Here is a 12,167-nt window from a genome sequence, read left to right as displayed (position 1 = left end):
CGGCCGGCCTGCCGCTGATTGTCGCAACCCCCGTGCTCGGCCTGCTGCTCAACCTCGACATGGTCGCGACCGGCGCCGTGGCGCTGACCCTTTTGGCCGGAACGCCTGCCCTCACCTTCACCGGCATGATCGGCGCGGCGCTGGCGGTGACGCTGCATCGCGGCGGGCTGCTGATGGCGGTGCTGGTGCTGCCGCTGTCGATTCCGGTGCTGATTTTCGGCGTCGCGGCCTCGCAGGCCGTGATCGTCGGCCCCATGAACTTCGGCGCGCCATTCTCGATCCTGTGCGCACTCTCGCTGGTCAGCCTCGTGATCGGCCCGTTCGCGGCGGCGGCGAGCCTGAAGCATGGTCTCGACTGAGATGGCCTCGCCTGACCTTGACCCCGATCAACTTTCGCTGCCCGCTTTTATGCTGATTGCGTGAGCAGTCCCCTGTGATTATCAGGATACCATGTCGCTGATCGACCTCGCCAACCCCACAAGGTTCCTCGCGCTGACGGCGCGGGTGTTGCCGTGGCTTGCGGGTGCGACCGTCATCCTGCTCGCCATCGGCCTCTATCAATCCGCGCTTGCGCCCGACGACTACCAGCAGGGCGCGACCGTGAAGATCATGTTCATCCACGTGCCCAATGCCTGGCTGTCGATGTTCGTGTGGGGCGTGATGAGCATCGCCTCGCTGGGCACGCTGGTGTGGCGGCATCCGCTTGCCGACGTCGCCGCCAAGGCGGCGGCTCCCATCGGCGCCGCCTTCACCTTCCTCGCGCTGCTGACGGGCTCGCTGTGGGGCCGGCCGATGTGGGGCACCTATTGGGAATGGGATGCGCGGCTGACCTCGGTGCTGATCCTGTTCCTGATGTATCTCGGCCTGATGGCGCTGTGGCGCGCGGTCGACGATCCCTCGCGCGCGGCGCGCGCCGCGGCGGTGCTGACGCTGGTCGGCGCGATCAATCTGCCGATCATCAAGTTTTCGGTCGACTGGTGGAACACGCTGCACCAGCCGGCCTCGGTGATGCGCATGGGCGGCTCGTCGCTCGACAAATCGTTCCTGATTCCGCTGCTGGTGATGGCGATCGCATTCACGCTGCTGTTCGTCACCTTGCATCTGGCCGCGATGCGCAACGAGATCCTGCGCCGCCGCGTCCGCTCGCTGCAGATGATGCAGGCGAGCCGCGTCGCGTTTTCGAGCGAGTTGGGCACCGGTTCGCGTGAAGAAAACGCGTCAAAGGGCGCCGCATGATGATGTCGCTTGGTCCCTACGCGTCCTTCATCGTGACGTCCTATGCGGCGGCCGCCCTCGTGGTCGTGATCCTGATCGGCTGGATCGTGCTCGACTATCGCAGCCAGACCGAGCGCCTGCGCGAGCTCGACCGCAGCGGCGTCACCCGCCGCTCCGGCCGCAGCGCTGTGGACACACCACGTCAACTCACATGAGCGATCAATCCACATCCGCGACCCCGCAGCGCCGCACCTTTTTGATGGTGCTGCCGCTGATCGCCTTCCTCGCCCTGGCGCTGCTGTTCTGGTTCCGGCTCGGCAGCGGCGATCCATCGCGGATTCCCTCCGCGCTGATCGGACGCCCTGCGCCACAGACCATGCTGCCGCAGCTCGAGGGATTGCAGATCGACAACGCGCAGGTGCCGGGCCTCGATCCCGCCGCGTTCAAGGGCAAGGTCAGCCTCGTCAACGTCTGGGCGTCCTGGTGCGTGCCTTGTCATGACGAAGCACCGCTCCTGACCGAACTGGCAAAAGACAAGCGCTTCCAGCTCGTCGGCATCAACTACAAGGACGGCGCCGACAACGCCCGCCGCTTCCTCGGCCGCTACGGCAACCCGTTCGGCCGCGTCGGCGTCGACGCCAACGGCCGCGCCTCGATCGAATGGGGCGTCTATGGCGTGCCGGAGACTTTTGTCGTCGGGCGCGAGGGCACGATCGTCTACAAGCTGGTGGGACCGATCACGCCGGACAATCTGCGCAACGTTTTGTTGCCGCAGATGGAGAAGGCGCTGGGGGCGGGATCCTAACCAAGACCGTCATTGCGAGGAGCTCTTGCGACGAAGCAATCCAGAGTCTTTCCGCGGCGGCACTCTGGATTGCTTCGCTTCGCTCGCAATGACGAGCTGAGAGAGCTCTACCCCTTCCGCACGTCCCCCGCGTCCGCCTCGCTCGTTTCCAGCGATGCCGGCTCGACGCCATAGCGCTTGGTCAGCGGCATCTGTGCAATCGCGAAGATCATCGTGATCGGCGTCACGCCGAACACCTTGAAGTTCACCCAGAAATCCGTGCTCTGGGTGCGCCAGACGATCTCGTTCAGCACGGCCATGCCGGCGAAGAACAGCGCCCAGCGCAGCGTCAGGATGCGCCAGCCCTGCGGCGTCAGATTGAACATCTGGTCGAACATCACTGCGATGAAGGAGCGGCCAAACAGCAGGCCGCCGCCGAGAATCGCGGCGAACAGGCCGTAGATGATGGTCGGCTTGACCTTGATGAAGGTCTCGTCGTGCAGCACCAGCGTCAGCGTGCCGAACACCAGCACGATCACGCCCGTGACGATCGCCATGATCGGGATGTGGCGCGTCACCACATAGGACGCGATCATCGCCGCGACGATCGCGACCATGAAGGCACCGGTCGCGGCGAACAGATTGAACTTCGCATTGACGAAGAAGAACACGAGCAGCGGACCGAGCTCGGTCGCGAGCTTGAACAGCGGATGCGGCTGGGTCTTGTCCATTACCTGACCTTTGTTGCCGTCATCCCCCGCGAAGGCGGAGGATCCAGTATTCCGAGGCGCCTGTGGTCTACAACCAACGGCGCGGCGTACTGGATACCCCGCCTGCGCGGGGCATGACGAAAGAAACCTACGACTCGATTCCGGCGATGGCGCGGGCGAAATCGCGCGCGGTGAACGGCGCGAGATCGTCGACGCCTTCGCCGACGCCGATGAAATGCACCGGCAGTTTGAATTTTTCGGCGAGCGCCACCAGGATGCCGCCGCGCGCGGTGCCGTCGAGCTTGGTCATCACGAGACCGGTGACCCCGGCGGTGCGATGGAAGGCCTCGACCTGCGAGAGCGCGTTCTGGCCGACCGTAGCATCCAGCACAAGCAGCACGGCATGCGGCGCAGTGTCATCCACCTTGCGGATCACGCGCACGACCTTTTCGAGCTCGTTCATCAGCTCGGCCTTGTTCTGGAGGCGGCCGGCGGTGTCGATCAGCAGCACGTCGACGCCCTGCTCCTTCGCAGCCGTCAGCGCGTTGAAGGCAAGGCTCGCCGAATCCGAGCCCTGCGCGCCTGATATGACCGGCGTCTTGGTGCGTTCGCCCCAGACCTTGAGCTGCTCGATGGCTGCGGCGCGAAACGTGTCGCCGGCGGCGAGCATGACCTTGCGGCCTTCGGAGGCGAATTTCTGCGAGAGTTTTCCGATCGTGGTGGTCTTGCCGGAGCCGTTGACGCCGACCACGAGGATCACGAACGGCTTCTTGCCCGCATCGATCACGAGGGGTTTTGCGACCGGCGCCAGCACCTTCTCGACCTCGGTCGCGACGACGTCCTTGACCTCGTCCGCCGAGATCGCCTTGTCGTAGCGCCCGGTGCCGACGGCGTCGGCGATCCGCACTGCGACGTTGGTGCCGAGGTCGGCGCGCAGCAGCACGTCCTCGATGTCGTCGAGCATGCCGCGGTCGAGCTTGCGCTTGGTGACGAGGTCGGCGACCGCGGTCCCGAGCGAGGACGAGGTGCGCTTCAGCCCGTCGGACAGGCGGCGCCACCAGCTCAGCTTGGGGGGATCTGACGTGGTATCGTTCATGGCGGGGGTGTGTTAGCCGTTCCCGCCCCCAAACGAAAGTCTTGACCGAAAGTCTCGCCGATAACGAAAGTGTTGCAATTGCTCGATGTTCCCCAATTGACGGCCGACGAGATCCTCGCCCGCGTGCTCCATCGCGACGGGCTGATGCTGATCATCGACAAGCCGGCCGGCCTGCCGGTGCATCGCGGCCCCAAGGGCGGCGCCAATCTGGAGGATTCCTTCGGCGCGCTGTGTTTCGGCCTGCCGCGGCCTCCGGTGCTGGCCCACCGGCTGGACAAGGACACCTCCGGTTGCCTCGTCCTCGGCCGCCACCGCAAGGCGACCGCCTCGCTCGGCCTGCTGTTCAAGCACGGCAAGATCGGCAAGACCTATTGGACCGTGGTCGAGGGTGGCCCGGCCGAGGACGAAGGCACCATCGATATGCCGCTCGGCCGGCTCAACGCCGAACGCGGCTGGTGGCAGAAGCCCGACCCGGAAGGGCAGAAGGCCGTCACCAACTGGAAGGTGATGGGCCGGGGCGACGGCTTCACCTGGCTCGCCATGGAACCGGTGACCGGCCGGACCCATCAATTGCGGGTGCATTCGTCGGCGACGGGATGGCCGATCTTCGGCGATAACATCTACGGCAACGGCCCGCGCTTCGGCGAGCCGAAGCTGCATTTGCATTCCCGCGAGATCGTGGTGCCGATCTCGCGGAATAAGGAGCCGGTCCGCGTCGTGGCGCCGGCCCCGCCCCACATGCACGAGAAGCTCCGCGCCTGCGGCTGGAACGGGGAATAGGGCTGCGGTCGTTCACCTCTCCCGCTTGCGGGAGAGGTCGCGCCGAAGGCGCGGGTGAGGGCTCTATCCTCTGGGGAGCTCTCGATCGCGGAGACACCCTCTCCCCAACCCTCCCCCGCAAGCGGGGAGGGAGCGCACCGACGGCGCGGCGACATCTCGCTGAGGCTACCGTCATGGCCCATGGTTTACGAAACGTTCAGTGCTCGTCTCTAATGATAGCGGTTGCTTAGAACAAGCTTCCGTCAATTCGCTCAGGACGAGCAACGCGTCATGTCCCAGGCCGAGCTATCGATCATCGACGAAGTCGAATCCGCGATTCGGCTCGGCTCGGCGGAAAAGGGCCTCGAAACCGCCCGGCGCGTCACCGACCTGTTCCTGTCCTCCGCCGGCAGCTTTGACGACGAGCAGATCGCGCTGTTCGACGACGTGCTCGAGCGCCTGATCGGCACCATCGAGCTGCGCGCCATCGCCGACATGGGGGCGCGTATTGCGCTGGCCGAGATCAGCGCGCAGCTCGCGCCGATCGCCCAGGCGCCGCCCTCCGTGATCCGCCGCCTCGCCAACAATGACGAGATCCGCATCGCCGGCCCCGTGCTGCAGGAATCCGCCCGCCTCGACGACGGCGAGCTGGTGAAGATCGCATCATCCAAGGGCGAGCCGCATCTGCTCGCGGTCGCCGGCCGCTGGTGGTTGAAGGAGATCGTCACCGACGCGCTGCTGGCGCGCCGCTATCCCAGCGTCAGCCGGCGCATCGCCGCCAATCCCGGCGCACGCGTCTCGGGCAATGGCTTTGCCGTCATCGTCGGCCAGGCCGAAGGCGATCCGGAGCTCGCCGTGAGCGTCGGCGTGCGCGTGGATCTGCCGTCGGATCTGCGCCGCCAGTTGCTGCGTTCGGCGACCGATGCAGTTCGCACGCGGCTGCTGTCACGCGCGCCGCCGCATCTGTTCGAGGAAATCCAGACCGCGATCGCCGCCGTCACCGTCGGCGTCGAGCGCGAAATGTCGGGCGTCCGCGATTTCGAAGGCGCCAAGCGCGCCATCGCCAATCTCAAGGCGTCCGGCCAGCTCACCGAGGCGACGCTGCTCGGCTTCGCCAGGCAGCGGCGCTACGAGGAAGCCGTCGCCGCGCTGGCGGCACTGTCCGGATCGACCGTCGAAGTGATTCGCCCGCTGATGCAAAGCCTGCGCGAAGACGGCCTGCTGGTGCCGTGCAAGGCGGCGCAGCTGAGCTGGGAAACGACAGCGGCCGTGCTCGAAAGCCGTTTTGCGACAGGTGCGATGAAGCCGGCGGACATCGCGAGGGCGCAAGGCAATTATGCCCGCATGACGCCGGAGAATGCACGGCGGACGCTGCGGTTCTGGCAGGTGCGGGCGTCGTAGCCTTCTTCCCCTCTCCCCTTGCGGGAGAGGGTGGCTCGCCGCGTAGCGGCGAGACGGGTGAGGGGTCTCTCTCCGCGCACACCTTCACGCAGTTGAATTCGCAGAAGCAACCCCTCATCCGGCGCTTCGCACCACCTTCTCCCGCAAGGGGAGAAGGAAGGAAGCAGCGGATTATGTCGTAAGCCGCTCGCCATCACTACCGGCAATCCTGCGCGGCACGACACTTCCCACTCGCGCGCCAGCAACCGCCACCGGCAGATAGTGCTCCGTGCGGCCCTGCCCGTCGCTCTCGATCAGCACATCGCGCGTCATACCCACTTCGGCTTGCAGCCGCTGCCGTAGCGCCGCCTCACCCGCCGCCCGCAGCCGCTTCGCGCGCTCCTTGATCGCACCGCCCGCCACCTGCGGCATCTTTGCAGCCGGCGTGCCGGGGCGTGGCGAGTACGGGAAGACGTGCAGGAACGTCAGGCCGCATTCCTCGACCAGATCGAGCGAGCGCGAGAACATCTCCTCGGTCTCGGTCGGGAAGCCCGCGATGATATCGGCGCCGAAGGCGATGTCCGGGCGCAGGCGGCGGACCTGGTCGCAGAACGCGATCGCATCGCTGCGCGAATGCCGGCGCTTCATGCGCTTCAGAATCATGTCGTCGCCCGCCTGCAGCGACAGGTGCAGATGCGGCATCAGCCGGGCATCGTCGGCGATGGCGTCGAGCAGATCGCTATCCGCCTCGATCGAATCGATCGAGGAAATGCGCAGCCGCTTCAGCTCCGGCACGTGCCGCAAAATCTGCTTCGTCAGCATGCCGAGTTTCGGTGCCCCCGGCAGATCGGCGCCATAGCTGGTGAGATCGACGCCGGTCAGCACGATCTCGGCATGGCCGCGCTCGGCCAATGCCCGCACCTGATCGACCACCGCACCCATCGGCACCGAGCGCGAATTGCCGCGGCCATAGGGGATGATGCAGAAGGTGCAACGATGATCGCAGCCGTTCTGCACCTGCACGAACACGCGCGGCAGGCCGCCGGCAAAACCGTCGATCAGATGCGGCGCCATCTCCCTGACCGCCATGATGTCGCTGACGGCGATTTTTTCGCTGGCGCCAAGGTCGAAAGCATCGCGTGTCTGCCGCCAGGCTTCGCCGCGCATCTTGTCGTCATTGCCGACGACGCGATCCACCTCGGCCATCTCGGCGAACATCGCGCTCTGCGTCTGCGCGGCGCAGCCGGTGACGACGATGCGCGCACCGGGCCGCTCGCGCTTCAATTTGCGGATCGACTGGCGCGCCTGTGCCACCGCCTCGTTGGTGACGGCGCAGCTGTTGATGACGATGGTGTCGGAAAGGCCCGCGCCTTCGGCCTTGCTGCGGATCACCTCGGCCTCGAAGGCGTTGAGGCGGCAGCCGAAGGTGACGATATCGACAGGCATTACCCGACCGGCGCGAACAGCGCCGGATCGAATGCGCCTTCATATTCGAAGGTCGCCGTGCCCGTCATCAGCACGTGGTCGTCGCGCTCGCGCCATTCGATGCCGAGCTTGCCGCCGGGCAGCGTGATCTCGACATTGCGCTCGGCCCGCTTCAGGCGCGCAGCCGCAACCGCGGTCGCGCAGGCCGCCGAACCGCAGGCCCTGGTCAGGCCGGCGCCGCGCTCCCAGGTGCGGATCGTGATGTGCTTGTCATCGACGATATGGGCGAGCGTGATGTTGGCGCGCTCGGGGAAGATCGGGTGGTTTTCCAGCAGCGGACCAAAACGTTCGAGATCGTAGGCGTCGACGTCGTCGACCCAGAAGATCGCATGCGGATTGCCCATGCTCACCACCGAGGGCGAATGCAGGATCGGATTGTCGATCGGCCCGATCTGCAATTCGATGTAGCGGGTGTCGCGAAACTCTTCCGCCAGCGGAATGTCCTGCCAGCCGAATTTTGGCGCACCCATGTCCACGGTGTAGAGATCGGGCGCAGGCCCCTGCCAGGCATTGAGCAGGCCCGCGGCCGTCTCGAACGTGGCCGTGGTCTGGCCGGTCTTCTCGAAGATGCGGCGCACGACGCAACGCATGCCATTGCCGCAGGCGCCGGCCTCGGAGCCGTCACTATTGTAGATGCTGATGAAGGCTTCGGTGCCGTCGAACCGCGGCTTCTGAAGCACCATGAGTTGGTCGTAGGGAACGCCGCCCTGCGCGGAGGCCACCGCGCGGGCGTCGTCCGGTGTGACCTTTGCTGCGGAATCGCGCATGTCGACAACGACGATCTCGTTGCCGATGCCGTTCATCTTGGCAAATGCGTGGTTGGCCAGCGCGCTCATGAAAATTCCTGAATTTCGCCTGCCTTATATGGCGATCCTCGGCCGCTTGGCCAGTGATTTGGTGCCGGTTGCCGCGATCTGCCGGGGCCCGCCATGACGCATCTGTCATGGGACGAATTCGGCGCCCGCGTGTTAGAACGGCGCGGTTCGCGCGAACCGGGATGCGCGGTCGGGTTAAGGCCTTGGTGGGCAAGGTCTGGGGAGAATAAAATGAATGGTTTTCGTCGTCTTGTTCTGGCTGCGCTGATCCCGGCGGCGGCCATCTCGCTTGGGCTATCGGGCGCTCTGGCGCAGACGCCGAGCCCGGCGCCCGCGGCCAGCCCCTCTTCGACAAGTCCTGCCCCGTCGGCGTCGCCCGCCCCGGCTGCAAGTGCCTCGCCCGCCCCCGCGGCAACGCCGTCACCGGCGGCCAGCGCCTCACCGGCTCCTGCGGCATCGCCGTCACCCGCAGCCAGCGCCTCGCCCAACCCGCAGGCCCCGCCGCCGGCCGTGGCCGCCACCCCGGCCCCGGTGCAGACCGCCGATCCCTTTGGCCTCGAGACCACGCTCGAGCCGAAGAAGGTCGTGATGGTCAAGGGCACCGCCAATTGGGACTCGGCCTTCGACACGCTGGTCGACGCCTTCAAGGCGCTGAACACGCTGCTGGACAAGCAGGGCATCAAGCATGCCGGCAATTCGATGATCGTCTACACCTCGACCGACGACACCGGCTTCACCTTCCTTGCCGAGATCCCGGTCGAGCAGGATCCGAAAAACCTGCCCAAGGACATGAGCATCGGCAAATCGCCGGAGGGCAAGGCGCTGAAGTTCGTCCATCGCGGCTCCTACGACAACATGGACAATACCTATGAGGCGATCACCAATCACCTCGACGACAAGAGACTGGAAGCCAAGGACACCTTCATCGAGGAGTACCTCACCGATCCCCTGAAGACGGCGGAGGACAAGCTCGTGATCAACGTGTTCGTGCCATTGAAGTGAGAATGATGAAGAAGCCTGTTGCCCTTGCTACGTCTCTTGCCGCCGTCCTTGCCATCGCGTCGCTGACCGCGCCCGCGCGCGCCGACGATTTTCCCTCCGCAATCTCGGTGAGCGGCGAAGCCACGGTTTCCGTGGCGCCTGATCTTGCGCAGATCGATGCCGGCGTCGCCAACGACGCCAAGACGGCGAAGGAAGCCTCCGACGCCAACAACGCCGCGATGGGCAAGGTGCTGCTGGCGCTGAAGGGTGCCGGCATCGCCGAGAAGGACTACCAGACCTCGCGGCTATCGCTGCAGCCGCAATACGGCCAGAACAAATCCACCGGCGCCACGCCCGTGGTCGGCTTCCGCGCCTCCAACCGCGTCACCGTGAAGATCCGCGACGTGACCAAGGTGGCCGGCATCATCGACACGCTGGTCGGCGCCGGCGCCAACGACATCGGCAACATCTCGTTCGAGGTGACGCAGGCCTCGAAGCTGCTTGACGATGCGCGCGAACAGGCAGTCGCCGATGCCCGCCGCAAGGCCGAGGTCTACGCCAAGGCCACGGGCGTCACGCTCGGCGCGCCGCTCAGCGTCTCCGAAGGCGGCGCTCCAGTGCCGCTGTTCAAATCGCGGATGGCAACGCCGCAAATGGCGCCGGCCGCCGTCGCGCCGGGCGAGGAAACGCTGTCGGTGACGGTGAATGTGAGCTGGGCGATCAAGGCGGGGCAGTAAGCGCCGGAAGAGGCACATTGTTCGCCACATAAAGGTGTCGTCCCCGCGAAAGCGGGGACCCATAACCCCAGGGAGTAGTTATCGCGCGACGCTGGCAACTCCAGTCTTCGCCAAACGTCTCCCTGTGGTTATGGGTCCCGGGCTCGCGACTTCGTCGCGCCCGGGACGACGAGCCGTGTGTGCGGGAACAGCGGAACTAAATCACCACCACCTGCCCGGGCTTCATCGCCACGAACCGCTCCTGGGGAATCTTCGCCGCATCCAACGCTTCGACCAGCGCTTTCGCCGGCGCATCGATCGCCTCATCGGTCAGCTGGAACGTGCCGTGATGATGCCCAAGCGCTTGCTGCGCGCCGCAATCGGCCAGCGCCTTCACCGCATCTTCCGGATTCATGTGCTGGTCGCGCATGAACCAGCGCGGCTCGTAGGCACCGATGGGAAGGATCGCCAGGCGCAGCGGTCCATGCTTTTCGGCAACGCGGCGGAAATGCCGGCCGTCGCCATAGCCGGAATCGCAGACCACGTAGATCTTGCCCGCAGGCGTCTCCAGCACAAAGCTCGCCCACAGCGCTTTGTTGCGATCGAACATGCCGCGCGCCGACCAGTGCCGGGTCGGGACCAGCGTCACGGCGATGGCGCTGCCGAGCTCGACGCGGTCGTGCCAGTCGAACGCTTCTGCCCGGATCGACGAATCGGTGCTCCGCATCGTCACGTCGTTGCCGAGCGGCGTCACCACGCGCGGGGCGAAATTCTTGGCGAGCCGCGACAGCGTCGCGATGTCGAGATGATCGTAGTGCCCGTGCGAGACCAGCACGACGTCGATCTTCGGCAGCTTCTCGAAGGCGATGCCGGGATCGTTGTGCCGCTTCGGGCCGGCAAAGCTGACGGGCGACACCCGCGAGGACCAGACGGGATCGACGAGGATGTTGAGGCCGCCGGCCTGGATCAGCCAGCTGGCGTGGCCGACGAAGGAAAGCCGCACCTTGTCGCCGTCGACGCGCTCCGGCGGGGTGTCGGCATGGGGGCTGGGCGCCCAGTCCGGCCAGTCCGCGCGCTGCCGCTTGCCACCGAACTGCCAGCGCAGGACCTCGCGAAGCGATTTTGGCGGCACGCCGTCCGGATCGAAGAAGGTCAGGCCGTCGAAATGGTCGGAGACGGGGCCGTCATAGGTTTTCATGCGGGACATCCAGAGGGAGGGCACGCCGACCAGCGCGCCTGCGCCGGCAAGCAGTCCGAACAGGCGGCGGCGGGTGATCAGCACGGGGCGGGCTTTTAGGGATGATCGGGTCGGTAAGGCATCACCGCTATATGGGCGGGCCACCGGAAAAAGGAACCCGCAGCGGGAAATGACGTATTTTCAAGGCCTTGCCCTGGCAAACGCGCCCCGGCACCCTAACTTTCCTTGACTTTTGGGCGGGAGCGGCGTTTAACCCCGCCACTTTCTCGGAAAGGCTTTCTTTTCGACCCGCCGACTGGCCCTGGAGGCCAGAGGTTAACGCCCGACAGCGCTGTGCGCCCTCGGGCGTAAAGGTGTTTGGAAGATCGTTTGCCAAGGAAGTGGTCATCGCCCGACTTGATCGGGCGATCCAGTATCCCAGAGGCGCTCGGCTTGAACCGAGGTGCCGCGGCGTACTGGATGCCCCGGTCAAGCCGGGGCATGACAGTGGTGAACGCGGCAACCCTGCGCGAGCAGGACAAGGGACAAGTGCATTGTTCGACAATCTGTCGGAACGGCTTGGTGGCATTCTCGATCGTCTGACGGGGCGCGGTGCGCTGACCGAAAAGGACGTCGATGCCGCGATGCGCGAAGTGCGCCGCGCGCTGCTGGAAGCCGACGTCGCGCTCGAAGTGGTGCGCAGCTTCACCGAGCGCGTCCGCGAGCAGGCGATCGGCGCCACCGTCGTCAAGTCGGTTACGCCGGGCCAGATGGTGGTCAAGATCGTCCATGACGAGCTGATCAACACGCTCGGCGCCGAAAGCCAGACCATCGACATCAACTCCGTGCCGCCGGTGCCGATCATGATGGTCGGCCTGCAAGGCTCCGGTAAAACCACCACCACCGCAAAGCTCGCCCGCCGCCTGGTCCAGCGCGACAAGCGCAAGGTGCTGATGGCCTCGCTCGACGTCTATCGTCCGGCGGCGATGGAGCAGCTGGCCGTGCTCGGCCGCGACCTCGACATTCCGACCCTGCCGATCGTGGCGGGG

At 65.8% G+C, this 12,167-nt stretch carries 14 protein-coding genes; 9 read left to right on the top strand and 5 right to left on the bottom strand.

The annotated features are described in order from the left end of the window. The 4 genes from PMI42_RS27840 to PMI42_RS27825 all read left to right on the top strand — a co-directional run. Positions 1–359 (top strand): heme exporter protein CcmB (locus PMI42_RS27840; RefSeq protein WP_008140459.1); only part of this gene is annotated, 359 nt, incomplete at its 5' end. Between the two features lie 91 nt (positions 360–450). Beyond that, a complete protein-coding gene (locus tag PMI42_RS27835; protein WP_008140457.1) occupies positions 451–1,236 on the top strand; it encodes a heme ABC transporter permease in 786 nt (261 codons plus the stop codon). Next, entirely contained in the window at positions 1,233–1,430 is a 198-nt protein-coding gene (gene ccmD, locus PMI42_RS27830) for a heme exporter protein CcmD (protein WP_008140456.1), read from the top strand. The genes PMI42_RS27835 and ccmD overlap by 4 nt, the downstream gene beginning before the upstream one ends. Further along, positions 1,427–2,020, top strand: a complete 594-nt coding sequence (locus tag PMI42_RS27825; RefSeq protein ID WP_008140455.1) for a DsbE family thiol:disulfide interchange protein — start codon at positions 1,427–1,429, stop codon at positions 2,018–2,020. Before ccmD ends, PMI42_RS27825 begins: the two co-directional genes overlap by 4 nt. A gap of 107 nt (positions 2,021–2,127) precedes the next feature. Here the strand turns inward: PMI42_RS27825 and PMI42_RS27820 are convergent, their stop codons facing one another. Then, the gene (locus tag PMI42_RS27820; RefSeq protein WP_008140453.1) at positions 2,128–2,730 is read right to left on the bottom strand and encodes a septation protein A; all 603 of its coding nucleotides are present in this window, start codon (positions 2,728–2,730) and stop codon (positions 2,128–2,130) included. 127 nt (positions 2,731–2,857) lie between these two features. After that, positions 2,858–3,805: a signal recognition particle-docking protein FtsY gene (gene ftsY, locus PMI42_RS27815; protein ID WP_008140451.1), complete on the bottom strand. Its 948-nt coding sequence runs from the start codon at positions 3,803–3,805 to the stop codon at positions 2,858–2,860. Between the two features lie 78 nt (positions 3,806–3,883). On the opposite strand from ftsY, the gene PMI42_RS27810 reads away from it, so the two are divergent. Both PMI42_RS27810 and PMI42_RS27805 read left to right on the top strand, forming a co-directional pair. After that, the gene (locus tag PMI42_RS27810) at positions 3,884–4,585 is read left to right on the top strand and encodes an RluA family pseudouridine synthase (RefSeq protein WP_035966832.1); all 702 of its coding nucleotides are present in this window, start codon (positions 3,884–3,886) and stop codon (positions 4,583–4,585) included. A 270-nt stretch (positions 4,586–4,855) separates the two neighbouring features. Then, the gene (locus PMI42_RS27805) at positions 4,856–5,965 is read left to right on the top strand and encodes a DUF2336 domain-containing protein (protein WP_008140447.1); all 1,110 of its coding nucleotides are present in this window, start codon (positions 4,856–4,858) and stop codon (positions 5,963–5,965) included. Between the two features lie 171 nt (positions 5,966–6,136). Here the strand turns inward: PMI42_RS27805 and mtaB are convergent, their stop codons facing one another. Continuing rightward, positions 6,137–7,390, bottom strand: coding sequence for a tRNA (N(6)-L-threonylcarbamoyladenosine(37)-C(2))-methylthiotransferase MtaB (mtaB, locus tag PMI42_RS27800; protein WP_008140444.1), 1,254 nt, complete (start codon positions 7,388–7,390; stop codon positions 6,137–6,139). Next, positions 7,390–8,265: a diaminopimelate epimerase gene (gene dapF, locus PMI42_RS27795; protein ID WP_008140441.1), complete on the bottom strand. Its 876-nt coding sequence runs from the start codon at positions 8,263–8,265 to the stop codon at positions 7,390–7,392. Before dapF ends, mtaB begins: the two co-directional genes overlap by 1 nt. 210 nt (positions 8,266–8,475) lie before the next feature. On the opposite strand from dapF, the gene PMI42_RS38165 reads away from it, so the two are divergent. Both PMI42_RS38165 and PMI42_RS27785 read left to right on the top strand, forming a co-directional pair. Then, the gene (locus PMI42_RS38165) at positions 8,476–9,246 is read left to right on the top strand and encodes a GyrI-like domain-containing protein (RefSeq protein WP_008140439.1); all 771 of its coding nucleotides are present in this window, start codon (positions 8,476–8,478) and stop codon (positions 9,244–9,246) included. A 5-nt stretch (positions 9,247–9,251) separates the two neighbouring features. Then, complete coding sequence (locus PMI42_RS27785; protein ID WP_008140437.1) at positions 9,252–9,962, top strand: SIMPL domain-containing protein; 711 nt, start codon at positions 9,252–9,254, stop codon at positions 9,960–9,962. 196 nt (positions 9,963–10,158) lie between these two features. Here the strand turns inward: PMI42_RS27785 and PMI42_RS27780 are convergent, their stop codons facing one another. Continuing rightward, positions 10,159–11,223, bottom strand: a complete 1,065-nt coding sequence (locus PMI42_RS27780; RefSeq protein ID WP_008140435.1) for an MBL fold metallo-hydrolase — start codon at positions 11,221–11,223, stop codon at positions 10,159–10,161. 449 nt (positions 11,224–11,672) lie between these two features. Between PMI42_RS27780 and PMI42_RS40785 the strand changes: the two genes are divergently transcribed. Beyond that, a partial coding sequence (locus tag PMI42_RS40785) for a signal recognition particle receptor subunit alpha (RefSeq protein WP_008140433.1) occupies positions 11,673–12,167 on the top strand: 495 nt, incomplete at its 3' end.

This window comes from Bradyrhizobium sp. YR681 (genome assembly GCF_000282615.1).
In the GTDB taxonomy this organism is placed as follows: Bacteria; Pseudomonadota; Alphaproteobacteria; order Rhizobiales; family Xanthobacteraceae; genus Bradyrhizobium.
Note: the sequence above shows the minus strand (reverse complement) of the source record. Positions and strands in the feature narration are given on the sequence as shown.

What these genes read in the sequence shown, in the direction of transcription:
- PMI42_RS27835 (WP_008140457.1), top strand. Translation starts at nt 451, where the DNA reads ATGTCGCTGATCGACCTCGCCAACCCCACAAGGTTCCTCGCGCTGACG.
- ccmD (WP_008140456.1), top strand. Translation starts at nt 1,233, where the DNA reads ATGATGATGTCGCTTGGTCCCTACGCGTCCTTCATCGTGACGTCCTAT.
- PMI42_RS27825 (WP_008140455.1), top strand. Translation starts at nt 1,427, where the DNA reads ATGAGCGATCAATCCACATCCGCGACCCCGCAGCGCCGCACCTTTTTG.
- PMI42_RS27820 (WP_008140453.1), bottom strand. Translation starts at nt 2,730, where the DNA reads ATGGACAAGACCCAGCCGCATCCGCTGTTCAAGCTCGCGACCGAGCTC.
- ftsY (WP_008140451.1), bottom strand. Translation starts at nt 3,805, where the DNA reads ATGAACGATACCACGTCAGATCCCCCCAAGCTGAGCTGGTGGCGCCGC.
- PMI42_RS27805 (WP_008140447.1), top strand. Translation starts at nt 4,856, where the DNA reads ATGTCCCAGGCCGAGCTATCGATCATCGACGAAGTCGAATCCGCGATT.
- mtaB (WP_008140444.1), bottom strand. Translation starts at nt 7,390, where the DNA reads ATGCCTGTCGATATCGTCACCTTCGGCTGCCGCCTCAACGCCTTCGAG.
- dapF (WP_008140441.1), bottom strand. Translation starts at nt 8,265, where the DNA reads ATGAGCGCGCTGGCCAACCACGCATTTGCCAAGATGAACGGCATCGGC.
- PMI42_RS38165 (WP_008140439.1), top strand. Translation starts at nt 8,476, where the DNA reads ATGAATGGTTTTCGTCGTCTTGTTCTGGCTGCGCTGATCCCGGCGGCG.
- PMI42_RS27785 (WP_008140437.1), top strand. Translation starts at nt 9,252, where the DNA reads ATGAAGAAGCCTGTTGCCCTTGCTACGTCTCTTGCCGCCGTCCTTGCC.